We start from the raw sequence: 22,300 nt of genomic DNA on the forward strand, positions 1-22,300 counted from the left end.
CCGTACCAGCGTCAAGCTACCAGCTTTACTCATGTTTTTAAAATCGTTCATTTCCGGATGCCTTGGACCTGAGCTCAGCGCTGAGGACAAAGCTTTTTTTCGTGACCAGCAGCCGTTTGGTCTGATCCTATTTGCCCGAAACATGGAAACGCCGGAGCAGATCCGCCGACTTTCTGCTGATTTTCGCGAGGCTGTTGGCCGTGCGGATGCGCCTGTTTTTATTGATCAGGAAGGTGGACGTGTACAGCGCTTTGGGGCGCCGCATGTGCCGATTTATCCAGCGGCAGGGACGATTGGGCGCCTTTATGCGCAGGATGTTGACGTGGCGAAACGAGCTGCTTATCTGCATGCCTTGCTGATTGGGCTGGATCTGCGTGATCTTGGGCTGAGCGCCAACTGTATTCCGTGTCTTGATATGCCGATTGAAGGTGCGAGTAACATTATTGGTCTGCGGGCCTACGGGTCTGATGCTGCGCTTGTGAGTGATTTGGGCCGTGCTGCGATGGATGGCTGCCTTGCGGCTGGTGTGATGCCGGTTATGAAGCATATGCCGGGCCATGGCCGAGCACTGGTTGATAGTCACTTATCCTTGCCTGAAGTGACAAGCCCACTTGAGGAGCTTGAAGAGCGGGACTTTTTACCGTTCAAATCCTTGCGGGATTGCCCGATGGGGATGACAGCTCACATCGTCTTTAAAGAGATTGACGGAGATCATCCTGTTACGCAATCTTCCTATGCTATTCAGAAGGTTATCCGGGAAGCGATTGGTTTTGACGGTGTCTTGATCAGTGATGACATCTCCATGAAAGCGCTTGGCGGTGATTTGAAGGGCAGGGTTGAGAAAATTGTTGCGGCGGGATGTGATCTTGTTCTGCATTGCAATGGTGAACTGGATGAGATGAAGGTGGTTGCTTCTGCCGTGCCGGAGATAGATGGCAAGCGCGCTGAGCGTATCGAAGCGGCTATGCAGCGAAATACCCAAGTGTTTGATGGGGATGAAACGGCACTGCGTGCGGAGTTTGATGAGCTGTGTGCGGTCGTGTAAGGCGGCGTCTTCTAGCCAGGCTGTAAGACGTTCTATTCAGGTGTGCGCTTTAAAGGGATTGATGCTTGAGCGACGTTGAGACCACAGAGCAGATAGAGGAGGCGTTGGCAGGTGCGGCAGCTGTGGAACAGCCCGCGACTGGCGACCCGAACCTGCTTGTTGATGTGGACGGGTTTGAAGGCCCGCTTGATGTCCTGCTCACACTGGCCCGCAGCCAGAAGGTTGATATCACCAAGATCTCCATTCTGGCGCTGACAGAGCAGTATCTTGAGTTTGTAAAGGAAGCGCGCCGTTTGCGGCTGGAGCTGGCCGCGGACTATCTGGTGATGGCAGCATGGCTGGCTTATCTGAAATCCCGTTTGCTCATACCGCAGCAAAAAGACAGTGACGAACCAACGGGGGAAGAGTTGGCGGCAGCGCTGGCGTTTCGTCTGCAGCGATTAGAAGCTATGCGGGATGCGTCTGCTAAGTTGATGAACCGGTCGCGTCTTGGACGGGATTTGTTTGCGCGTGGTGCTCCTGAAACTGTGTCGGTGGAACGCCGCAGTGTTTGGACTGCCACGCTCTATGATTTGCTGATGGCTTATGCGTCTCAGCGTCAGCGCCACTCGGTGACGTCCGTGCATGTGAAGCGGCGTGAGGTTTGGTCGCTTCAGGATGCGCGCGATATTCTGACCCGTCTTGTGGGGCAGGTCGCTGTGTGGACGCCGATTGAGCGGTTTTTGACGGCTTATCTGGAAGATCCGCAGGAACGGGCGACGGCAATGGCTTCTGCGTTCTCGGCCAGTCTGGAGTTGGTGCGTGAAGGTGTGATCGATATTCAGCAGTCCGGGCCATTTGAGACGATCTACGTGCGTGCCTCACAGCGGACGCCGGAAGAGATTGGTGCGGGTGAGCCTGCTGAAGAGCTTCAGGAAAAAGAGGTTGAGTTGTCATGAGTAAAACGCCAGACCTGCTCGACACAGTCGCACAAGATGAGGCCATTGAAGTTGCAGATGCCGGGGAACTTCTGGAAACAGAGCGCATGGTTGAAGCTTTGATCTTTGCCAGTGCGGAGCCTTTGAGTTTTACAGAGCTGACAAAGCGTATTCCGGGAAACCGGGATATTCGCGGCGCGCTTAACCGCCTGCGCGCGTTTTATCGCAAGCGCGGCGTGCAGTTGCGGTCTACGGAGGATCGCTGGTCGTTTCGCACTGCTGAAGATCTGTCGTTTATTTTGCACCGGGAAGCGGTTGAGCAGCGGCGCTTATCGCGGGCTGCGCTGGAAACCTTAGCTATTATTGCCTTTCACCAACCTGTGACCCGGGCAGAGATTGAAGATATTCGCGGCGTTTCTACATCTAAGGGCACGCTTGATGTGCTGCTGGAAACGGGCTGGGTACGTATGCGAGGTCGCCGTAGAACGCCGGGGCGTCCTGTAACCTATGGAACGAGCTTTGATTTTCTTGATCATTTTGGTCTTGAGAACATCAAGGATTTGCCGGGACTGGAAGAGCTGAAAGGGGCAGGGTTGCTTGATAGTGCGATCCCCGCCAGCTTCCATGTGCCTGCACCGGATGACAGTATTGATCTGACAGAAGATGAAGATCCTCTGGAAGAAAGTGAAATGTTTGCAACTGGCGCACTTGAAGAAGACGCCGGAGAAAAATAAACACATGCAAGGGGCGCGATGTTGTGTTCGGCCGCCTTGCAAGTTTTATGAGGGACGAATGGAGCCAGGGAAGGTTGCAGCATCAGAACGGCTGGTGTTTGACAATATCTACCATCATTATGGGGACTTACCTGCGGTTCGCGGTGTTTCGCTTTCTTTGAAAAGCGGAGAAGTGCTGTGTTTGCTGGGGCATTCTGGTTGCGGAAAGACAACGGTGCTGCGTATTGCCGCCGGTGTCGTGCGTCAGCAGCAGGGAAGCGTCCGGATCAATGGTTCTGTAGTTGCTGATGAGCGGACTTTTCTGCCGCCAGAAAAGCGCGGTGTGGGGCTTATGTTCCAGGACTATGCGCTGTTTCCGCATCTAACGATTCTTGAAAATGTGAAGTTTGGCCTTTCTGACCTTTCTTCTGAAGTGGCCGAGCGCCGTGCGCGTGATGCGCTGCACATGGTTGGTCTCGGTCAGTATCTGGATGATTATCCGCATGGATTGTCTGGAGGTGAGCAGCAACGTGCTGCGCTGGCGCGTGCAATGGCACCGCGACCTCATACACTTTTGATGGATGAGCCATTTTCAGGACTGGACAGTCGCTTGCGTGATGATGTGCGCACGCAGACGCTGGATATGATTAAAATGCAAGGTGCGACAGCGGTTGTGGTGACTCATGATCCTGAAGAAGCCTTGCGTGTGGGTGACCGAATTGCGCTGATGCGTAACGGGGAGGTGGTGCAACTGGCGACGCCAGAGGATATCTACTTCCGCCCGAATAGTTTGTTTGCTGCTAAATTCTTTTCCGATCTCAATGAGATACCCGGAAAAGTTGTTGGTGGCCGCGTGGTCACGCCTATCGGGAATTTTTCCTCTAATGGCCTTGAAGAAGGGGCTCATGCGACCTTATGTGTAAGACCACATCACTTAAAGGTATGCCATGGTGAGGGACAGTTCAAAGGCAGAGTAATTTCTCGCGCAATGGCAGGTGAGACAGATCTTCTGGACGTACAAGTTGATGGAATTGAGCGTCTTCTACGTATTCGTACGAGGGATGTATTACAATTCTACCCAGAAAATGTCATAGACTTGTGTATAAATGCAGAGAATGTTTTGGTTTTTGGGCGAGAGACGTCAGTAAATCATAGTGGGTAATTCTTCTGGATACTACCTATTAGTATCTGGGGGATGTAGTGTCTCTCGAAACACAGTTCAGGGTTCTTAAGGAGTTTGGTTGATGGGCTCAATTGGTATTTGGCAAATTGTCATCATCGCGGTTGTCGTAGTTCTGCTGTTTGGTCGCGGAAAGATTTCCGAGCTGATGGGCGATGTTGCAAAGGGCATCAACAGCTTCAAAAAGGGGCTGAATGATGATGCTGCGGAAGCAAAAGAAAAAGAAGAAGATCCTAAAGTGATCGACCATGCGCCGGGTGATACCGTGAATGCGCAGGAAAAAACTGAAGACACCGCGAAAAAGGACTAAGTCTCCTTTAAGGTAGTCTGTGTAATTTACCTAGGGAAAGTCGGCGTTTTCTGGCTTAGAGTTTGTGATCTACGCCTTTCCCTAGTGAATGTGCCGTTTGCGGCACGACATGTCTATGATGAGAGCCTGGCAACGGGCTGTCATTGAGACACTAACGAAACGGCTTCTTTATGTTCGATATCGCATGGACAGAGCTGCTGCTTGTTGCTGTGGTTGCCATTTTGGTGGTTGGCCCCAAAGAACTGCCGGGCATGTTGCGCACAATCGGGCGCACAATCGGCAGCGTGCGGCGTATGGCTGGCGAGTTTCAGTCTAGTTTGAATGACGCTGTCAAAGAAGCGGAGAAGCAGACCGGCATTGATGAAATGCGGAAGCAGGCTGATGCTGCACAGAACTTCAATCCACTTGATGACTTGAAAAAGACATTAGCGGACGAGAAGAAGAAGCTTGAGGACAGCATGAAAACTGCGGAAAGCGACGTGAAAAGCTCGCTGAACGGTGAGGGCTCTACGGAGAGCAAGCCGGACAGTGCGCCAGAAGCTGCGCCTGTGAAAGCAGAGGTTCCGACGCAGAAAGTTGTTTCTTCAGCTGAGCTGGCTTCCACGCAAAAAGCAAAAGAAAGTGCCGCAAGCACTCCTTCCAGCAAAGATGAAAGCTAGGGCGGCTATTTTATGAGTGATAACGAAATTGAAGATTCGCGTGCGCCGCTGATTGAGCACCTGATCGAATTGCGTTCCCGCCTGATGAAGTCGGTGATTGCGATCGCCATTGCCTTTGCGGTTTGCTTTTACTTTTCAAATGACATCTTCAACTTCCTGATCGAGCCGTTTTCTGAAGCGGCTGGGGCAAGCATTGAAGTCAAGCTGATCTACACCGCTCCGCATGAATGGTTCTTCACGCAGATGAAGCTGGCTTTGTTTGGAGCGCTGTTTATTGCGTTTCCGGTTCTTGCCAGTCAGATCTACATGTTTATGGCGCCCGGGCTTTATAAGCATGAGCGCAGTGCGTTTATTCCGTATCTGATCGCGACACCTGTTTTGTTCGTGATTGGTGGATCGCTGGTGTATTACCTCGTGCTGCCAATGGCGATGGGCTTCTTCCTGGCCATGCAGCAGATGGGTATGGACGGGCAAGCGTCCATTGAGATGCTTCCGCGTGTGAGTGAGTACCTGAGCTTTGTGATGGTTCTGATCTTCGCGTTCGGTCTGGTTTTTCAGCTTCCGGTTGTTTTGACGCTTATGGGACGCGCGGGTCTTGTGACCTCTGAGTCTTTGAAGGGTAAGCGGAAATATGCCGTTGTTGCTGCGTTTGCAGCTGCGGCAATTTTAACACCTCCTGATCCGATTTCGCAGATCGGTCTTGCACTTCCTACTCTGCTTCTCTACGAAGTCTCCATCTATTGTGTAAGGCTCGTCGAGAAGAAACGTAAAGAGAAGGAAGCGGAAGAAGAGGCCTAGTCTCACTTCCATCCTGATTTATGAGTTTCCCGGCGGGTTATTTGAAGGCAAACCTGCCGGGGTTACTAAGTTATGCTTGATATCAAGTGGATTCGTGAAAATCAGGAGAGCTTTGATACAGCTCTCGCTAAACGCGGCCAAGAGCCACGCGCTGCGCTGCTCGTTGAACTGGACGATGCGCGCCGTTCCCACACCACCAAGCTTCAGGAGGCGCAGCAGCGCCGTAACTCCGCATCCAAAGAAATCGGCATGGCCATGGGCCAGGGCGACAAGGAAAAAGCAGAGGCCCTGAAGGCTGAAGTTGCCGAAATCAAAAGCTTTATTCAGAACGGCGAAGAGGAACAGCGCAAGCTGAACGCGGCGCTCGAGGATGCTCTGGCTGTTATCCCCAATATTCCGCATGAGGATGTTCCGCTTGGTGCGGATGAGGCTGACAACGTTTTGCTTCACACGCATGGCGAAAAGCCGCGTAACAATTTTGAGCAGAAAGAACATTACGAGCTGGGTGAACAACTTGGCGGCATGGACTTTGAAACCGCTGCTAAAATGTCTGGCTCCCGTTTTGTGTTGCTGAAAGGTCAGATTGCGCGACTGGAGCGTGCGATCGGTCAGTTCATGATTGACCTGCACACGCAGGAAAACGGCTACACCGAAGTTTCTCCTCCGCTGTTGGTGCGTGATAACGCGCTTTACGGCACCAGCCAGCTGCCGAAGTTTGCTGAAGACCTGTTCCGTACGACAAATGATCACTGGCTTATTCCAACAGCAGAAGTTCCGCTGACGAATGTGGTTGCCGGTGAGACGCTTGCTGAGGCGGACCTGCCGCTGCGTATGACTGCTCTGACCTATTGCTTCCGGTCTGAGGCCGGGTCTGCTGGTCGTGATACGGCTGGTATGCTGCGTCAGCATCAGTTCCAGAAGTGTGAGCTTGTTTCTATCACGGATGAGAACAGCTCTCTGGAAGAGCTGGAGCGGATGCGTGAGTCTGCTGAAAAGGTTCTGAAGCTGCTTGGCTTGCACTACCGTGTTGTCACACTGTGTGTTGGTGATATGGGCTTTGGTGCTCGTAAAACCTACGATATTGAAGTTTGGTTGCCAGGTCAGGATGCTTACCGCGAGATTTCTTCCTGTTCTGTTTGTGGTGACTTCCAGGGCCGCCGCATGAATGCACGCTACCGCGTGGAGGGCGAGAAGGCTCTGAAGTTCGTTCATACTCTGAACGGTTCTGGTCTTGCTGTTGGGCGTTGTCTGATTGCTGTGATGGAAAACTATCAGAATGCAGACGGAACAATTACAGTTCCTGAGGTTCTTCGCCCGTACATGAATGGCCTTGAAGTCATTGGCGCTTAATAATTGATGTAAGCGTATTTTCAGCAGAAGGGCGGTTGCGTTCTTCTGCTGTACTGCGCGACTTATATGAGGAATTGCTGCGATATGCGTATCTTACTAACCAACGATGACGGGATCCACGCTGAGGGTCTTGAGGTTTTGGAGCGCATTGCGCGGCAGATTTCAGATGATGTTTGGGTTGTTGCGCCAGAAACCGACCAGAGCGGTGTGGCGCACTCCCTGTCTTTGAATGATCCTTTGCGCGTTCGTGAAATTGACAGCCGTCACTTTGCAGTTCGCGGTACACCAACGGATTGTGTGATCATGGCGGTTCGTTCCATCATGGATACACCGCCTGATCTGGTTCTTTCCGGTATCAACCGGGGTGCGAACATTGCAGATGATGTGACTTATTCCGGCACCATTGCTGCGGCTATGGAAGGCACTTTGATGGGCGTTCGTTCCATAGCGCTTTCTCAGGCCTATGCATTTGGTTCTGAGTTTGGCCCAAGCTACGACACCGCTGAAGCGCATGCTGTTGGTGTGATCCGTAGCTTGCTGGAGTTTAATCTGCCATCTGACACGCTGCTGAACGTGAACTTCCCTAAAGACGCGCCTGACATGGTTAAAGGTGTTAAGGTTGTGCGTCAGGGCAAGCGCGATGCGGGCTCGCTCTACATTGAAAGCCGCAAGGATGGCCGTGGTAATCCATATCACTGGCTTGCTTTCCAAAATCGCGTGCCCAATGCGCGTGAAGGGACTGATATCAGCGCTTTGAAAGAGGGCTATATTTCGGTCACGCCTTTGCATTTGAACCTGACAGCTGATGAGTTGATGGGGCAGTTGGAAAAGACGCTCGAAAAGTCCTGATATGATGAGAACCTGCTGAGGTCCTTCGGGTTCGCGTCAGGTTCTGAGGTTATATGTGCGTATTCTTCAAAGGGCCGAGGTGGACCTTTGAAGGTGCGTTCTTTTGAGTTTGCTGGTTTGCCATCAGGCTTTGCACTGCAGATAGACGGAGTGTTTTAAAATGGAAGACAGTCTGTTTGCTGATGAAGATGGTCGCTTTGATGAGAACCTTGCCAAGCAAGCGGCATGGGTGATGAAGCTGCGATCTGAGGGCGTGCGGAACCTTGAGGTTCTGGGTGCACTTGAAGCTATTCCACGTAAAATATTCTTGTCAGCCAGCCAGCAATTTCTGGCCTTCGAAGATCGTGCATTTCCAATTGATTGCGGGCAGATGAGCACGCAGCCATCCTTAATTGGGAAGGTTGCTGATTTCCTGCAGATGAAACCGGATCATTCCTTGCTGGAGATTGGCAGTGGGTCCGGGTACCAGTGCGCGGTTCTTTCCAAAATCTGTGATCGCATTGTTTCGCTGGAGCGCTACCGGACGCTGGCTGATCTGGCGCGTGAGCGGCTTCGGTCTTGTAAGATCAATAATGTCGACGTTATTCATGCAGATGGTCTTGTGGCACCTGTTGATGAAGAAGATGATGGTGGCCCGTTTGACCGTATCATTTTGAATGGTGCGCTGGACCGTGTGCCGGGCTTCTTGTTCGACCGTCTTGCGCCAGGAGGGCGTTTGTTGGCGCCAATTAAGCACGAAAGCGGTATTTGCCGCCTGATCCAGTATGACAAAGGTGGCCGCGGTCTTGATGAAACCGACCTTGGTGGCTTCCGCTATCTTTCTCTCACTCCGGGAATAGCTGCGAAACTATAGGGGAATGAGGCTTTAATTAAGTCTTTATCAACTCTGTTGTCAGTAAACTTACGCCAGTTAGCCTTTTATTTGTATTGGGTAGGGCGGATATGCAGTTTCATTCCCGTGAGAAAGCCAGATTGCGGCGCGGTGTAGCCTTGTTTTTGCTGTCAGCAGGTCTTGCTGGTTGTAGTGGCAATGTGGACCGGTTTGGCAAATCTGAATATGTTGATGAACCAACGTCTCCGGCTCGAACTGCCGTTGTGGTGACGCCCGGACTTCCATCATCAAGCACAAAGTCTGTTGTTCAGCGGGGCGTTTTGCTGCCTGCGCCAACATCAAGCGATGCTCCTATTGTGACTGGGTCTGCGCAATCGCGCGGGTATCCGGCGCAAACATGGCAGCCAACATTTTCCAAACAGCCTGTTCCGGTGAGCCAGCGCACGCGCGCGAGTGCTCTGGTTCCTGCTGCACTTGCTAAAGCGCCTAATGATGGCACGCTTGGCTGGACTGCGGTTGGTGGCCGTGTTGTCACGCTGAAAGCCAATGAGAGTGTTGATAGTCTTGCGTGGCAATACCGTGTTCCGGCGAACGAGATTCTTCATGCCAATCGCGTAACAGTGAGCTCTGCGCTGCAGCCCGGTGATTCTGTTGTTATTCCGGTGAAGATGGTTCGCAAGTCGAACCGTTTGCCGAAAGCCAGTGCTCGTGTGTTGCCGTCCAGTAATCAGCAGCCTCAGACGACGGCCTCTATTCCTTCGCAGTATGTTGCGCCTTTGAATGCAAATGGCTCTGCTTCCAGGCAGTCTCGTGATGTGTTTGCGACCAAGATTGCGGCTGCGTTGCTTCCTCCGGGTAATGTGGGAGAGCGATCGCGCCCTGTTTACAGTGATGCGCCTCCAGCAGCTTATCCGGTGCAAAGGCGTGCACCAGCAGCAGCTGTGCCTGCGTCTTCGCTTCAGCCAATTCAGCAGCCTGCATCGTCGCAGGTCTATCGTGCACAGCAGCAGCCGACGACATATCGCAGTCAGTCTTTGACGCCGATTGTGGCTCCGCAGCCTGCGACTGCGCAGCCATCTTATGGTGTGCCTGTTACGGGACAGGCGGCTCGCAGCGTTGCTCCTCTGCGAGTTTCAGCTGTGCCAAAGAGTAAACCTAGGGCTTCTGTTGCACAGCGTCCGGCATCGGTTGCCAGCGTGACAACCTCAAATGCAGTACCGAAGCCAAAGAGAATTGCTTTGGCGGGCCTAAGTCCACAACGAGTGGCTGCTCCTGTCGCGACACAGCGAACGCTGGCAAACTCTCTTGCACCTGCACCAGTTCACACTGCGAGTGTAGAGAAGCCGCAAAAGCCGATTGTTCCGGTTATCTCTGAAGCTGAGTCGGATGTTGTTCGTTTGCAGCCGACCGAGGTTTCCAAGCCAGCCCCTGTGCAGCCTGTTGCGACGGCGAAGGCTCCAAAGGTTGCTGTTGCCGATGAGGCGACATTCCGCTGGCCAGTGCGTGGGCGGATTATTTCTGACTTTGGTGTGAAGCCGGGTGGGTCTAAAAACGACGGCATTAATCTGGCTGTTCCATCGGGTACAGACATTAAAGCTGCAGAAGACGGAACCATTGTTTACGCCGGTAATGAGCTGAAAGGCTTTGGAAATCTGGTGCTGATCCGTCACGACAATGGCTGGGTCTCAGCTTATGCGCACAACAAAGAGCTGAAGGTGCGCCGAGGTGATGCCGTGCGTCGTGGTCAGACCATTGCTATGGCTGGCGCGACCGGATCTGTGACACAGCCACAGCTCCACTTTGAGCTGCGCAAAGATAATAAGCCGGTAGATCCCATGAACCATCTACCGCGCTCCTAATAAAAGGGGGAGGGTTCTTCTTGGAACTCTTTTCATAGGTAAAGCCCGCCGCGTTAATGACCTTCACGTGGCGGGCTTTTTTCTTTTTTGGAGGGTGTATCTGATTTGTCAGGACAGTGTCTGACTGAGGCGGCCTGCCAGGTCCTGAATAAACTGCCATGCGACACGGCCAGAGCGGGCGCCGCGTGTGGTGGACCATTCCAGAGCCTGCGCGCGTAGCTGTTCCTGTTTGAGCTTTAAGCCGAAGTGCTCTGTGTAGCCGTAGATCATATCCAGATACTCATCCTGAGAGCATTTGTGGAAGCCAATCCAAAGGCCGAATCGATCAGAAAGTGAGACCTTTTCTTCCACGGCTTCGCTTGCGTGGATTGCGGTTGAACGCTCATTCTCCATCATGTCGCGCGGCAGAAGGTGCCTGCGGTTGGATGTGGCGTAAAAGAGGACATTCATTGGTCGACCTTCAATACCGCCGTCCAGAGCGGCTTTCAGGCTCTTGTAGCTGGTGTCGTCGCCATCAAAAGACAGGTCATCGCAAAAGATGATGAAATTGTAAGGCTTGCCGCGCAGCTCGTTCATCAGCGCAGGGAGCGCTTCGATGTCTTCGCGGTGAATCTCGATGAGGACGAGCTTACGGACGCCTTCGGAGTTCGTGTGTGCTGCGTTGATCGCTGCATGAGCAGATTTCACCAAAGATGACTTACCCATGCCTCTGGCGCCCCACAAAAGCACGTTGTTGGCGGGAAAACCTTCTGCGAACCTACTCGTGTTCTCCATCAGCATTTTCTTGGAGTGATCGACGCCTTTGAGCAGGCTAATATCAACCCGATTGACTTTGGGTACAGGTGCAAGCTCAAACGGGGAAGGGTGGAATACAAAGGCATCGGCTTCGTCGAAATTAACAGTAACCGGAGGCTTTGGAAGGGAGCTGGCCAACAGGGCGACAATCTCGTCCAGCTTGGATGTAAGAAGGGCGACTTCAGAGGTATTTTCTTTAGTGGTCATGTGTATCTACGTGATTAACTCAGGTGCGCTGGCATAGGCTTTACGCATAATGCACTAGGTGAAAAATTGTCTCAGCGGCGGTTCTGCTATTTGATCTGCGGCCAAGTATCCCTATTTACAGCTGTATCATGTCCAATACTCTTGGGGAAAGTCCCAGTTAGCATGTCAATGCCTTGAAAACACTGGAGTGGACTGTATAGTCCAGCGCAAAATCCTTGTTCTTTCGGGCCAAGGTCAATTTTGGAGGGGTTTACCTCGCCAATTGTTTAATGAACGCCACCAGGTTCCTCGGGAATTTGTGGTAAGGAGAAACTAATGTTTATTACCCCTGCCTATGCACAGGCCGCAGGCGGCGTGCCAGACGTTGTAATGTCTATTGTGCCGTTCGTCCTGATCTTCGTGATCATGTGGTTCCTGATCATTCGCCCTCAGCGTCAGCGCATGAAAACTCATCAGGAAATGGTGAACAATCTGCGTCGTGGCGACACCGTTGTGACCTCTGGCGGTCTGATTGGTAAAGTTGCTAAGATCGTTGATGATGCTGAACTGCAGGTGGACATTGCTGAAGGTACGCGTGTGCGTATTGCTCGTGCCATGATCCAGGAAGTTCGCTCCAAAGGTGAACCTGTTAAGGATGGCGAATAATCGCGCCTTGATACCTGTAGTTTCAGACCGCTTTCCTGTTTCGGCCTTTGCCACAGTGAGAGCGGTCTGCCTATTCTAGGACCGGGCATATACTCATGCTTCATTTCGCGCGTTGGAAAATCGCCCTGATTATCGTCGTGGTGCTGGGCGGTATCTTTACAACATTGCCGAACTTCTTCCCGGCAAGTACCGTTCAATCCTGGCCGGATTTTATGCCTAAGCGCCAGATTGTTCTCGGTCTTGACCTTCAGGGCGGTGCTTATCTGCTCTATGAGGTTGATAAGGAAGATTACAAAGAAAAACAGTTCCGTCAGCTGGTTGGAAATATCCGCCGGGCCCTGCGCGAGAACCCACGTATCGGTTACACCGGCCTGGGTATTCAGGGAGACGGCGTTCAGGTTCGCATTCGTGATAATGCACGCTTCGATGAGGCTGAACAGCGTCTTGCTGAACTGGTAAAGCCGCTTAACTCCGGCGTTTTCGGTGGTGCAGCGGTCAACGAATTTGTTCTTGAACCTCAAGGTGACGGCCTGTTCCGCATGGCTTTCTCTGAGGAAGGTCTGGACATGCGCCTTGCTTCCGTTGTGAGGCAGTCCATTGAGGTTATCCGTCGCCGTGTTGATGAACTTGGCACGACTGAGCCTTCCATTCAGCGTCAGGGCACTGACCGTATCCTTGTTGAAGCGCCGGGTGAATCCAACCCTCAGCGCCTGAAGGACATTATTGGTGCGACTGCGCAGCTGACGTTCCATCTTGTCAGTCAGGAAATGAGCGCGTCACAGGCACTTCAAGGCCGTCCGCCAGCAGGCACGATGGTTGTTGAGGGTTCTGATGGCCAGCCATACCTGCTGGATGAAAACCCGTTGCTGACGGGTGAAGAGCTGCAGGACGCTTCTGTTGCGTTTGACCAGCAGACAAACGAGCCTGTTGTGAACTTCCGCTTCAACACTGCCGGTGCCCGCGTCTTTGCAGATGTGACCCGCGCAAATGTTGGTCGTCCGTTCGCGATTGTGCTGGATGACGAAGTGATCACCGCTCCGGTTATCCGTCAGCCAATCACAGGCGGTTCCGGTCAGATCTCCGGCAGCTTCACTGTTGATGGTGCGAATGATCTTGCTGTTCTGCTGCGTGCTGGTGCGCTTCCTGCGCGTCTGGATGTGGTTGAAGAGCGTTCTGTTGGTCCGGGCCTTGGTCAGGATTCCATTGATAGCGGTAAGGTTGCTTCCATCGTTGCAGCAGCGGCGGTTGTGATCTTCATGCTGGCGGCTTATGGCCAGTTTGGTATCATCGCGAACCTTGCCCTTGCTTCCAACGTTTTCCTGATCTTTGGTGTGCTCACCACGCTTCAGGCAACGCTGACCCTGCCGGGTATTGCGGGTGTCGTTTTGACAATTGGTATGGCGGTTGATGCCAACGTGCTGATTTATGAGCGCATTCGTGAAGAGGCACGCGCAGGTCGTTCTGCTATTGGTTCGATTGATGCGGGCTTTAAGCGTGCACTTGGCACCATTTTGGATGCAAACATCACAACGCTGATTGTGGCTGTGATCCTGTTCTTCATCGGTTCCGGTCCTGTTAAAGGGTTCGCGGTTACGCTGATGATCGGTATCTTCACCACAGTGTTCTCTGCGTTTACCATCTCTCGTTTCCTCATCTCAGTATGGGTGAAGCGTAAGCGTCCATCCAAACTGCCAATCTAACTCGGAGCATGATCCTATGAAACTTCTTAGACTTGTTCCGGAGCAGACCAATTTCCGCTTTATGCATTGGCGGGTTTTGAGTTTTCCGTTTTCTGGAATTACGGCAGTTCTTTCTGTTGTGCTGTTCCTGACAATCGGCCTGAACTACGGCATCGATTTTAAGGGCGGAACGCTGATCGAACTGCAGTCCACAAGCGGTCCTGCAAACCTTTCTGAAATTCGCCGGACCCTTGGTGGTCTTGATCTGGGTGATGTGCAGGTACAGGAATTCGGTAGTCCTACCGAAGTTCTGATCCGCATTGAATCTCAGGGCGAAGGTGAGAGTGCGCAGCAGGATGTGGTTGAGAGTGTCCGTGGTGCCTTTACCGATGGATACGAATTCCGCAGAACTGAAGTGGTTGGACCTCGTGTTTCCGGCGAGCTTGCTTATGCAGGAACGCTGGCGGTCGGGTCTGCCTTGCTGATGATCATGTTTTACATCTGGTTCCGCTTTGAATGGCAGTTCGCAGTTGGCGCGATTATCACCACCTTCAATGATATCCTGCTGACAGTTGGATTGTTTGCGGTGTTGCAGCTGGACTTTACGCTGTCCAGTATTGCGGCGGTGCTGACGATTATCGGTTACTCACTTAACGATACGGTGGTTGTTTATGACCGTATTCGTGAGAACCTGCGTCGTTACAAGCGTCTTTCTCTGGAAGAGCTGCTTGATAAGTCCATCAACGAGACACTGTCCCGTACAACAATGACATCGGTGACCACTTTGCTGGCGCTGTTTGCGTTGTACTTCCTGGGCGGTGAAGTGATCCAGTCATTCGTACTGGCAATGATCTTCGGTATCGTGATCGGAACTTACTCTTCTATCTTCCTTGCCTCTCCGCTGCTGATGCTCATGAAGCTTCGCACCAGCGTGTTTGACAAGAAAGACGACGAAACATCTCCTGCAAAATCTGCTTAACCAGCAGAAACTGCTTAGATTTTAGATGGGGCTGACCACAGTTGTGGTCAGCCCCATTTTCTATTGGACATTCTTTCGCGTGTAATTAAACAGAGGCTATCAATTTGCGCGTACACTGGGTGAAAACAGCCATTGGAGGACACTATGGGAAAACGTGGAGAGCCTTTGGAGGTGCGGGATGCGCATTATCCAAGCATGGTTCAGATCGATGCCTACGGAAACGGCGGGTTTCGATTTGCGGATATGTCTCATCGTGGATCGCTGATGTGTGTGCCGTCTGGTGTTTATGGTTGGGCACCTACCAGCTTTGACGAGGTTACGGATGAAGCACTGGCGCAAATCCTTGCAGAATCTGATGATATTGAAGTGTTGCTAATCGGTGCTGGTGACGAGCTGAAGCCATTTCCAGAGTCTCGTAAGGGGCCGTTTCGTGAGAAGGGCATCATGGTCGATAGCATGTCCACTGGCGCTGCCGTGCGCACATACAATGTGCTTCTTGGTGAAGACCGTGCTGTAGCAGCCGTGTTTATTGCAGTTGAAGACGTTTAAAAGAAGCGTGGAACCCAGCTATGAGCCAGGCCTATGACCACTGTAATGATTTCGTAAAACGCTTCTCCTACGAGCGTTACCTGAGTACATTGTATGCTCCGATCATTGCGCGTCCGAGTTTGATTGCCCTTTACGCCTTTGCCTGCGAGATTGCGCGTATCCGAGAGCTGGTGAATGAGCCGATGCCCGGAGAAATTCGTTTGCAGTGGTGGCATGATGCGCTGAGTGGCACTGACCACGGTGATGTGATGCACAACCCGGTTGCGCAGGCGATCATTGAGACGATTGAACATCATAAACTGCCAAGAGAGCCGTTCCTCAACCTGATTTCTGCGCGCCGGTTTGATCTTTATTCTGATCCGATGCCGACCATCAATGATCTGGAAGGGTATTGCGGGGAGACTAACTCTACAGTCGTTCTGCTTGCCTCGATGATCCTGAGTGGGAAACCAGCAGATCGTCAGGTTTCTGACGCATGTGGGCATGGTGGTGTGGCGTATGCGATGTCTGGCCTTATGCAGACACTGGCGTGGCAGGCATCGCGGCATCAGCAGTTCCTTCCAAAAGATGTGATGGAACGACATGGTGTGGAGGCCAACACCTTGCAGGGAAACCGCTCAAATGATGCGCTCTGGGCGGCTTTTGAAGAGATGATAGAGCTGAGTAAAAAGCACCTCGATGATTGTGAGAATGCGTTGGAAGGGATTGATCCGTCAGTGCTGCCAGCGTTCTTGCCTGTGTTTCAGGTGGAGTTGTTCTTCAACGAGGCAGACAAAGACAGTTTTGAGCCGCTGCAAGTTTGCGGTGGAGCGCCGCATATGCGCCGTGTTTGGCACATGTGGCGCACGTCTCGCCGACTTAGCAAACTCTCACGGAAATAGAAAAAGGCCGGAAAGTCCGGCCTTTCCTGTATCTGATGGCATGGTGTAAGCGAGTTAAACGTTTGCTACCCATGCCTTGAAATCGTCCAGACCCCGCTTGGCCATAACCTGCTTTTTAAGGCGGGTCTTTTCTTTCCCGCGCAGGCGCTTTCCTTCCGGATGCTTTGGCATTTCGTCCAGAGGTGGCAGCAGGCCGAAGTTGATGTTCATTGGCTGGAATGAACGCGGGCCAGAGCCATCTTCACGATCAATGTGACCACCTGTGATGTGGTTGACGATAGCGCCGCACGCGGTTGTTACTGGTGGAGGTGCTATGTCTGTTCCGAGCGCCTGATGAGCTGCGAACAGGCCAGTCAAACACCCAACGGCGGTGGATTCCACATACCCTTCACAGCCGGTGATCTGACCTGCAAAGCGCACGTGAGGCAGAGCTTTGAGGCGCATCTGATCATCCAGAAGACGTGGCGAGTTGAGGAAGGTGTTGCGGTGCAGGCCGCCGAGGCGTGCAAACTGCGCTTCTTCCAGACCCGGGATCATACGGAGAATTTCTGCCTGCGCGCCGTACTTCAGTTTGGTCTGAAAACCAACCATGTTGTAAAGCGTGCCAAGGGCATTGTCCTGACGCAGCTGTACCACAGCGTAGGCCTTGATGTCCGGCTGATGGGCGTTGGTCAGGCCCATTGGTTTCATCGGGCCGTGGCGCAAGGTTTCGCGGCCACGTTCCGCCATCACTTCAATTGGAAGGCAGCCATCAAAGTAGGGCGTGTTTTCTTCCCATTCTTTGAATGAGGTCTTTTCGCCGCCGATCAGTGCATCGATAAAGGCTTCGTACTGCTCTTTGTCCATCGGGCAGTTGATGTAGTCTTTACCTGTACCTCCCGGGCCGACTTTGTCATAACGGGACTGGTACCATGCCTTGTCCATATTGATGGATTCGGTATGGATGATTGGCGCGATGGCATCAAAAAAGGCGAGGGAATCTTCGCCGGTTGCCTGCAAGATCTGCTCGGAAAGAGCTGGAGATGTGAGCGGGCCAGTTGCCAGAATGACCTGACCGCTTTCCGCGGATGGAATTTCAGTCACTTCTTCACGGAGGATCTCTACGTTCTCGTGACCTTCCAGCGCGGCTTGCACAGCTTCGGAAAAGCCATCGCGATCCACGGCCAGCGCACCGCCAGCAGGGACCTTGTTGGCATCCGCGCATCTCATGATCAAGGAGCCGGCGGCACGCAGCTCAGCATGAAGCAGGCCGACAGCGTTGTTTTCAGCATCGTCAGAACGAAATGAGTTGGAGCACACCAGTTCTGCAAGGCCATCTGTTTTGTGTGCATCGGTCTCGCGTGTTGGGCGCATTTCGTGCAGAACGACCTTCAGGCCCTTTTCCGCAATCTGCCATGCTGCTTCGGAGCCTGCCAGGCCGCCGCCAACCACGTGTATGGGCTGCTTCGTCATTTCCTATCCAATCGACTGGGCTTCTGTTGCGCTAATGCGTCTGATGAAGCCTAAGTGTTTATCGCTTGCGAATTGCTTAGCCTCTGAACTTGCTCAGTTCAATCATTTAGGCCATCAATCTTCCATGGTTGTGCAAAGTGATTCACAAAAACACATGTATTTTTCAAATAAGAAACTGAAGACAATTTCTAGAGCTCTCGTGATTGCAATTGGCGCAATCGGGCTAACTGCGTGCATGAGCCAAATTAATAGAAAGCCAAGCACCTGGTATACTCAGATGGGCGGTATCGAAAATAAAGGTAATACGCTTTACATCTGCCACGGTTTCGGCTGCGAATATCGCACAGCAGTGACGTTTAGCGAAAAAGACAAACAGCGGTTGCGCGCGATTTTGAAGCGAGGTCAGCGTAGCCCTGAAGCTGAACGTGCTGCAATTTCCAAAGCAGTACAATGGCAGGAGAGGCGTGTTGGCCCTGTCGTCGGGTCGTCTAACGATATTGGCGGACTGGATATGGGAAATGGCAATGTCAAAGGGCAGATGGATTGCATTGACGAGGCGACCAACACGACCAGCCTGTTGATTTATGCGAATTCTCAAGGCTGGCTCAAATACCACCGTGCGGCGCGTCCTGCCTCTCGCGGGTACTTCCTTGATGGCAAATATCCGCATGCTTCAGCTGTTGTGGTGGATACGACGACTGAGATTCCTTGGGTGGTGGACAGCTGGCGCCTGAGTAATGGCAAGCCGCCGGATATTCTGCATATGACTAAGTGGCTGACCATGACCAGTGCTGATCTGGAAAATCCGTCAGGCGGATGAGCTGGTGACGAAGAGCTGCGCGGTGATGCGCATAAAGCAATGATGATTTGGATAGCGTATCAGCGAGGCTGGTGCGCTTTTCTTTTGTACATTTGCTTTTGAGGGGAAAGGCCTGCCGTTTAGAAAAAATGGGGCCCTAAAACAGCTAACGCCCGTCGATGGGAGGAACGACGGGCGAAGCTAGTAAACAGAGAACTGGGAGGAAATCTCTGTTTAGGAACCATCAAACAGCTTGGGAGGAGGTGCTGCCTGAGGATTGTATGTTAGGCTGCCGAGGTTTAATTGGGAGGAGTTCCTCAGCGGCCTTGAGTTGGTTTATACAAAAGACTTTCCAATTGTGCATCACATCATTTCGCATGTCCGATATGCAAAAAATGCATGGCATTATGGCGAATGATGGCGCTACCACTCTTTAAAACGACATAAATGCCAAAATTAACGATTGTGCGGTGCGGTAGTTTTGTGATTTGGGGCACAAATCTGCATACCTGAGGGGCTGAGAACGCTATTTTTAGGCAGTTGGCGCTCAAAACTTAATCATATTTCAATGTGTCGGCCATTTTGGGCAGGTTTTGTGGTGGGGCGACAGCAATTGGAATTTTGTGTTGTTTGCATGGAAAGAGCCTGCTGTGGAGTGTGGTCTTTGCAAAAAAAAATGACCGGGACAGTGCCCGGCCATTTGGTTTTTACTCTGCTGCATCCAGCTTGTTGGCGCTTCGCCTTTCAAACAATTCCTTGAGGAAGTGCCCTGTATAGCTCTCCGGTACCTCCGCCACGTCCTGCGGGCGGCCTGTTGCGACGATGGTTCCGCCGCCGTCTCCGCCTTCAGGTCCAAGGTCAAGGATCCAGTCTGCGGTTCTGATCACTTCCAGATTGTGCTCAATCACGAGAACTGTGTTGCCTTGATCGACCAGCTCATGAAGAACGTCAAGCAACTTTGCGACATCGTGGAAATGGAGGCCGGTTGTTGGTTCGTCCAGAATGTAGAGCGTGCGACCGGTTGAGCGTTTGGAAAGCTCTTTTGCTAGCTTCACACGTTGTGCTTCGCCGCCCGACAATGTGGTCGCCTGCTGGCCCACCTTGATGTAGCCAAGGCCCACGCGGGCAAGGGTTTCCATTTTATCGCGGATGGATGGCACGGCAGAGAAGAAGCTTGCTGCTTCTTCAACGGTCATGTCCAGCACATCTGCAATGGATTTTCCCTTGAACTGAACTTCCAATGTCTCGCGATTGTAGCGCTTGCCCTTACAGACATCACAGGTGACATACACATCGGGCAGGAAGTGCATCTCGATCTTGATGACGCCATCCCCCTGACAGGCTTCACAGCGTCCGCCTTTCACGTTGAAAGAAAAGCGACCTGGGGCGTAGCCACGTGCTTTTGCTTCCGGCATGCCTGCGAACCATTCACGGATTGGAGTGAAGGCGCCGGTGTATGTGGCCGGGTTGGAGCGCGGGGTTCTGCCGATTGGGGACTGATCAATGTCGATGACTTTGTCGAGGCGCTCCAGACCTTCAATGCGGTCATGCGGGGCAGGGTTGTCGCGTGCGCCATTGAGGCGGCGAGCTGTTGCCTTATAGACGGTGTCGATCAGGAAGGTGGATTTACCACCGCCAGACACACCTGTCACGCATGTGAAGGTTCCAAGCGGGATCGTTGCATTGACATCTTTAAGGTTGTTGCCGCGTGCGCCGAACACCTTGATCTGACGGTTCTTGTCGATCTTGCGTGGTTCATCCGGCTGCGGAATGCTCATTTTGCCGGAGAGGTACTTGCCGGTCAGGGAAGATGGGTTGGCCATCACTTCTTCCGGTGTACCTTGTGCAACCACCTGACCGCCATGGATACCTGCGCCTGGACCTACGTCCACCACATAATCTGCGGTCAGGACGGCGTCTTCGTCATGCTCAACTACGATAACTGTATTGCCCAGATTACGCAGGTGCTTCAGCGTTTCCAGCAGGCGAGCATTGTCGCGCTGGTGCAAGCCGATGGAAGGTTCGTCCAGAACATAAAGAACGCCGGTGAGGCCAGAGCCAATCTGGGAGGCGAGGCGGATACGCTGACTTTCGCCGCCAGACAGAGTGCCTGATGAACGGTCCATGGAAAGGTACTCAAGACCAACGTCATTGAGGAATTTCAGGCGCTCGCGGATTTCCTTGAGGATGCGATAGGCGATTTCGTTTTGCTTGTCGGAGAGCTTCTCATCAATGCTGGAGAACCAGTCATGTGCAGTCTTGATGGAAAGGGCGGTGATCTCACCGATATGGCGGTCTGCAATCTTGACGCACAGGGCTTCAGGTTTTAGGCGATAGCCGTTACAGGCATCGCAGGCATGGTCGGACTGGTAGCGTGAAAGCTCGTCGCGCACCATTTGAGAATCTGTTTCACGCCAGCGACGCTCAATGTTGCCGACAACGCCTTCAAATGGCTTTTCGGTTTTGTAAGAGCGGGTACCATCGTCGTAAACGAACTGTACTTTTGTGTTGCCGGTTCCAAACAGCACTGCATTGCGAAAATCTTCCGGCAGGTCTTTCCAGGCTTTGGTCATTGGCTGTTTGTAGTGCTTCGCCAACGCTTCCAGTGTCTGGGTATAATAAGGAGAAGTAGAGCCGGTCTTGGACCATGGCAGAATCGCGCCACCGCGGAGGGAGAGGGTCTGGTCCGGAACGACAAGTTCGGCTTCAAAAGCAAGCTTGGTGCCGAGGCCATCACAGGTTGGGCAGGCGCCAAACGGGTTGTTGAATGAGAACAGGCGTGGCTCGATTTCCGGGATTGTGAAGCCGGAAACCGGGCAGGCGAATTTTTCAGAGAAGACGATCTGTTTGGCTTTGCCCTTTTCGTCTTGCTGATCTGCAAACTCGATTGTTGCCAGACCTTCTGCCAGCTCTAGTGCTGTTTCCAGAGAATCTGCGAGGCGGCCTGCCATGTCTTCACGCACGACGACGCGGTCAACGACCACGTCAATATCGTGCTTGAACTTCTTATCCAGAGTAGGTGCATCGGCGATTTCATAATATTCGCCGTCAACTTTTACGCGTTGGAAGCCCTTCTTCATCAGCTCGGCGAGTTCTTTTCTATATTCCCCTTTGCGGCCACGCACGATGGGGGCCAGCAAGTACAGGCGAGTTCCTTCTTCCAGCATCAAAATGCGGTCGACCATCTGGGAAACGGTCTGACTTTCAATTGGAAGGCCTGTTGCCGGGGAATATGGGATGCCCACGCGCGCGAACAGAAGGCGCATATAGTCATAGATTTCGGTGACTGTGCCGACTGTGGAGCGGGGGTTTTTTGATGTGGTTTTCTGCTCAATGGAGATGGCAGGTGACAGGCCGTCAATCTGATCCACATCCGGTTTCTGCATCATTTCAAGGAACTGGCGGGCGTAAGCGCTTAGGCTTTCAACGTAGCGGCGCTGCCCCTCGGCATAAATGGTATCGAAGGCAAGCGAAGATTTGCCTGAGCCGGACAGGCCAGTCATAACAATGAGGCTATCGCGTGGAAGATCCAGATCCACATTTTTCAAGTTATGTTCGCGAGCGCCACGTACAGTAATCTGCTTCGTAAGATCTGCGCGCGCGGGAGTGTTGTGTGTGTCATGTGTTGGCGACTTCGCCATGGAACTGTCCTTTATCACGGATGCCGAGTTCGCATATAAAAAGCAAAACAGGTCTGGGCGCGATCCTCAAAATGCAGGAGAATGTGCGCTAGAAAGCAGGTGGAACATAAACGGAACAATTTTAAGGAGCAAGCCTTTTTGAGTTTGCTCGCGCAAAATTG

Annotated in this window: 20 protein-coding genes; 17 read left to right on the forward strand and 3 right to left on the reverse strand. The window is 52.5% G+C overall.

The annotated features are described in order from the left end of the window. Nucleotides 1-31: 31 nt before the first annotated feature. The 11 genes from nagZ (at nucleotide 32) to BM231_RS18560 (ending at nucleotide 10,512) form a co-directional block, all read left to right on the forward strand. The gene (gene nagZ / locus BM231_RS18510) at nucleotides 32-1,045 is read left to right on the forward strand and encodes a beta-N-acetylhexosaminidase (RefSeq protein ID WP_093521673.1); all 1,014 of its coding nucleotides are present in this window, start codon (nucleotides 32-34) and stop codon (nucleotides 1,043-1,045) included. A gap of 65 nt (nucleotides 1,046-1,110) precedes the next feature. Continuing rightward, the gene (locus BM231_RS18515; protein ID WP_093521675.1) at nucleotides 1,111-1,983 is read left to right on the forward strand and encodes a segregation and condensation protein A; all 873 of its coding nucleotides are present in this window, start codon (nucleotides 1,111-1,113) and stop codon (nucleotides 1,981-1,983) included. Beyond that, a complete protein-coding gene (gene scpB, locus BM231_RS18520; protein ID WP_093521677.1) occupies nucleotides 1,980-2,696 on the forward strand; it encodes an SMC-Scp complex subunit ScpB in 717 nt (238 codons plus the stop codon). Before BM231_RS18515 ends, scpB begins: the two co-directional genes overlap by 4 nt. A 58-nt stretch (nucleotides 2,697-2,754) precedes the next feature. Further along, nucleotides 2,755-3,837 carry an ABC transporter ATP-binding protein gene (locus tag BM231_RS18525; RefSeq protein WP_057466249.1) on the forward strand — a complete coding sequence of 361 codons (1,083 nt, stop codon included), beginning with the start codon at nucleotides 2,755-2,757 and terminating at the stop codon, nucleotides 3,835-3,837. An 82-nt stretch (nucleotides 3,838-3,919) separates the two neighbouring features. Beyond that, entirely contained in the window at nucleotides 3,920-4,165 is a 246-nt protein-coding gene (locus BM231_RS18530; RefSeq protein WP_057466250.1) for a twin-arginine translocase TatA/TatE family subunit, read from the forward strand. Between the two features lie 170 nt (nucleotides 4,166-4,335). Further along, nucleotides 4,336-4,824 carry a Sec-independent protein translocase protein TatB gene (gene tatB, locus BM231_RS18535; protein ID WP_093521679.1) on the forward strand — a complete coding sequence of 163 codons (489 nt, stop codon included), beginning with the start codon at nucleotides 4,336-4,338 and terminating at the stop codon, nucleotides 4,822-4,824. 12 nt (nucleotides 4,825-4,836) lie between these two features. Beyond that, nucleotides 4,837-5,622, forward strand: coding sequence for a twin-arginine translocase subunit TatC (tatC, locus tag BM231_RS18540; RefSeq protein WP_093521681.1), 786 nt, complete (start codon nucleotides 4,837-4,839; stop codon nucleotides 5,620-5,622). 72 nt (nucleotides 5,623-5,694) lie between these two features. After that, nucleotides 5,695-6,972, forward strand: coding sequence for a serine--tRNA ligase (serS, locus tag BM231_RS18545; protein WP_063296953.1), 1,278 nt, complete (start codon nucleotides 5,695-5,697; stop codon nucleotides 6,970-6,972). 84 nt (nucleotides 6,973-7,056) lie between these two features. Then, nucleotides 7,057-7,821 carry a 5'/3'-nucleotidase SurE gene (gene surE / locus BM231_RS18550; protein WP_063296952.1) on the forward strand — a complete coding sequence of 255 codons (765 nt, stop codon included), beginning with the start codon at nucleotides 7,057-7,059 and terminating at the stop codon, nucleotides 7,819-7,821. Between the two features lie 160 nt (nucleotides 7,822-7,981). Next, on the forward strand, nucleotides 7,982-8,674 hold the full coding sequence (locus BM231_RS18555) for a protein-L-isoaspartate O-methyltransferase family protein (RefSeq protein WP_063311315.1): 693 nt from the start codon (nucleotides 7,982-7,984) through the stop codon (nucleotides 8,672-8,674). An 89-nt stretch (nucleotides 8,675-8,763) separates the two neighbouring features. Further along, nucleotides 8,764-10,512 (forward strand): M23 family metallopeptidase, encoded by a 1,749-nt coding sequence (locus BM231_RS18560; protein ID WP_093521683.1) that lies wholly within the window; start codon nucleotides 8,764-8,766, stop codon nucleotides 10,510-10,512. A 108-nt stretch (nucleotides 10,513-10,620) separates the two neighbouring features. Here BM231_RS18560 and BM231_RS18565 read toward each other — a convergent pair whose 3' ends face one another. Then, nucleotides 10,621-11,514, reverse strand: coding sequence for an ATP-binding protein (locus BM231_RS18565; protein ID WP_093521685.1), 894 nt, complete (start codon nucleotides 11,512-11,514; stop codon nucleotides 10,621-10,623). 315 nt (nucleotides 11,515-11,829) lie between these two features. Between BM231_RS18565 and yajC the strand changes: the two genes are divergently transcribed. From yajC to BM231_RS18590, 5 genes are all read left to right on the forward strand, one after another. Beyond that, nucleotides 11,830-12,159, forward strand: a complete 330-nt coding sequence (gene yajC, locus BM231_RS18570) for a preprotein translocase subunit YajC (protein ID WP_093521687.1) — start codon at nucleotides 11,830-11,832, stop codon at nucleotides 12,157-12,159. Between the two features lie 95 nt (nucleotides 12,160-12,254). Then, complete coding sequence (gene secD / locus BM231_RS27370) at nucleotides 12,255-13,859, forward strand: protein translocase subunit SecD (RefSeq protein ID WP_093521689.1); 1,605 nt, start codon at nucleotides 12,255-12,257, stop codon at nucleotides 13,857-13,859. Nucleotides 13,860-13,875: 16 nt separating this feature from the next. Next, entirely contained in the window at nucleotides 13,876-14,817 is a 942-nt protein-coding gene (gene secF / locus BM231_RS27375) for a protein translocase subunit SecF (protein ID WP_063300595.1), read from the forward strand. 144 nt (nucleotides 14,818-14,961) lie between these two features. Further along, nucleotides 14,962-15,366, forward strand: coding sequence for an Mth938-like domain-containing protein (locus BM231_RS18585; RefSeq protein WP_057466261.1), 405 nt, complete (start codon nucleotides 14,962-14,964; stop codon nucleotides 15,364-15,366). Nucleotides 15,367-15,386: 20 nt separating this feature from the next. Further along, a complete protein-coding gene (locus BM231_RS18590; protein ID WP_093521692.1) occupies nucleotides 15,387-16,247 on the forward strand; it encodes a phytoene/squalene synthase family protein in 861 nt (286 codons plus the stop codon). Between the two features lie 54 nt (nucleotides 16,248-16,301). Here BM231_RS18590 and trmFO read toward each other — a convergent pair whose 3' ends face one another. Next, nucleotides 16,302-17,699 (reverse strand): methylenetetrahydrofolate--tRNA-(uracil(54)-C(5))-methyltransferase (FADH(2)-oxidizing) TrmFO, encoded by a 1,398-nt coding sequence (trmFO, locus tag BM231_RS18595; protein WP_093521694.1) that lies wholly within the window; start codon nucleotides 17,697-17,699, stop codon nucleotides 16,302-16,304. A gap of 235 nt (nucleotides 17,700-17,934) precedes the next feature. Between trmFO and BM231_RS18600 the strand changes: the two genes are divergently transcribed. Next, the gene (locus BM231_RS18600; protein WP_208860489.1) at nucleotides 17,935-18,519 is read left to right on the forward strand and encodes a hypothetical protein; all 585 of its coding nucleotides are present in this window, start codon (nucleotides 17,935-17,937) and stop codon (nucleotides 18,517-18,519) included. A 686-nt stretch (nucleotides 18,520-19,205) separates the two neighbouring features. Here the strand turns inward: BM231_RS18600 and uvrA are convergent. Beyond that, nucleotides 19,206-22,139 carry an excinuclease ABC subunit UvrA gene (gene uvrA, locus BM231_RS18605; RefSeq protein WP_093521696.1) on the reverse strand — a complete coding sequence of 978 codons (2,934 nt, stop codon included), beginning with the start codon at nucleotides 22,137-22,139 and terminating at the stop codon, nucleotides 19,206-19,208. Nucleotides 22,140-22,300: the final 161 nt, after the last annotated feature.

Source organism: Pseudovibrio ascidiaceicola (assembly GCF_900114245.1).
GTDB classification, from domain to species: Bacteria; Pseudomonadota; Alphaproteobacteria; order Rhizobiales; family Stappiaceae; genus Pseudovibrio; species Pseudovibrio ascidiaceicola.

Bases quoted from the DNA above. Each gene is read 5' to 3' on its own strand.
- tatC (WP_093521681.1), top strand. From the start codon at position 4,837: ATGAGTGATAACGAAATTGAAGATTCGCGTGCGCCGCTGATTGAGCAC.
- BM231_RS18555 (WP_063311315.1), top strand. From the start codon at position 7,982: ATGGAAGACAGTCTGTTTGCTGATGAAGATGGTCGCTTTGATGAGAAC.
- secF (WP_063300595.1), top strand. From the start codon at position 13,876: ATGAAACTTCTTAGACTTGTTCCGGAGCAGACCAATTTCCGCTTTATG.
- BM231_RS18590 (WP_093521692.1), top strand. From the start codon at position 15,387: ATGAGCCAGGCCTATGACCACTGTAATGATTTCGTAAAACGCTTCTCC.
- yajC (WP_093521687.1), top strand. From the start codon at position 11,830: ATGTTTATTACCCCTGCCTATGCACAGGCCGCAGGCGGCGTGCCAGAC.
- tatB (WP_093521679.1), top strand. From the start codon at position 4,336: ATGTTCGATATCGCATGGACAGAGCTGCTGCTTGTTGCTGTGGTTGCC.
- trmFO (WP_093521694.1), bottom strand. From the start codon at position 17,699: ATGACGAAGCAGCCCATACACGTGGTTGGCGGCGGCCTGGCAGGCTCC.
- nagZ (WP_093521673.1), top strand. From the start codon at position 32: ATGTTTTTAAAATCGTTCATTTCCGGATGCCTTGGACCTGAGCTCAGC.
- uvrA (WP_093521696.1), bottom strand. From the start codon at position 22,139: ATGGCGAAGTCGCCAACACATGACACACACAACACTCCCGCGCGCGCA.
- BM231_RS18585 (WP_057466261.1), top strand. From the start codon at position 14,962: ATGGGAAAACGTGGAGAGCCTTTGGAGGTGCGGGATGCGCATTATCCA.
- BM231_RS18530 (WP_057466250.1), top strand. From the start codon at position 3,920: ATGGGCTCAATTGGTATTTGGCAAATTGTCATCATCGCGGTTGTCGTA.
- scpB (WP_093521677.1), top strand. From the start codon at position 1,980: ATGAGTAAAACGCCAGACCTGCTCGACACAGTCGCACAAGATGAGGCC.
- surE (WP_063296952.1), top strand. From the start codon at position 7,057: ATGCGTATCTTACTAACCAACGATGACGGGATCCACGCTGAGGGTCTT.
- secD (WP_093521689.1), top strand. From the start codon at position 12,255: ATGCTTCATTTCGCGCGTTGGAAAATCGCCCTGATTATCGTCGTGGTG.
- serS (WP_063296953.1), top strand. From the start codon at position 5,695: ATGCTTGATATCAAGTGGATTCGTGAAAATCAGGAGAGCTTTGATACA.
- BM231_RS18600 (WP_208860489.1), top strand. From the start codon at position 17,935: ATGAGCCAAATTAATAGAAAGCCAAGCACCTGGTATACTCAGATGGGC.
- BM231_RS18565 (WP_093521685.1), bottom strand. From the start codon at position 11,514: ATGACCACTAAAGAAAATACCTCTGAAGTCGCCCTTCTTACATCCAAG.
- BM231_RS18560 (WP_093521683.1), top strand. From the start codon at position 8,764: ATGCAGTTTCATTCCCGTGAGAAAGCCAGATTGCGGCGCGGTGTAGCC.
- BM231_RS18525 (WP_057466249.1), top strand. From the start codon at position 2,755: ATGGAGCCAGGGAAGGTTGCAGCATCAGAACGGCTGGTGTTTGACAAT.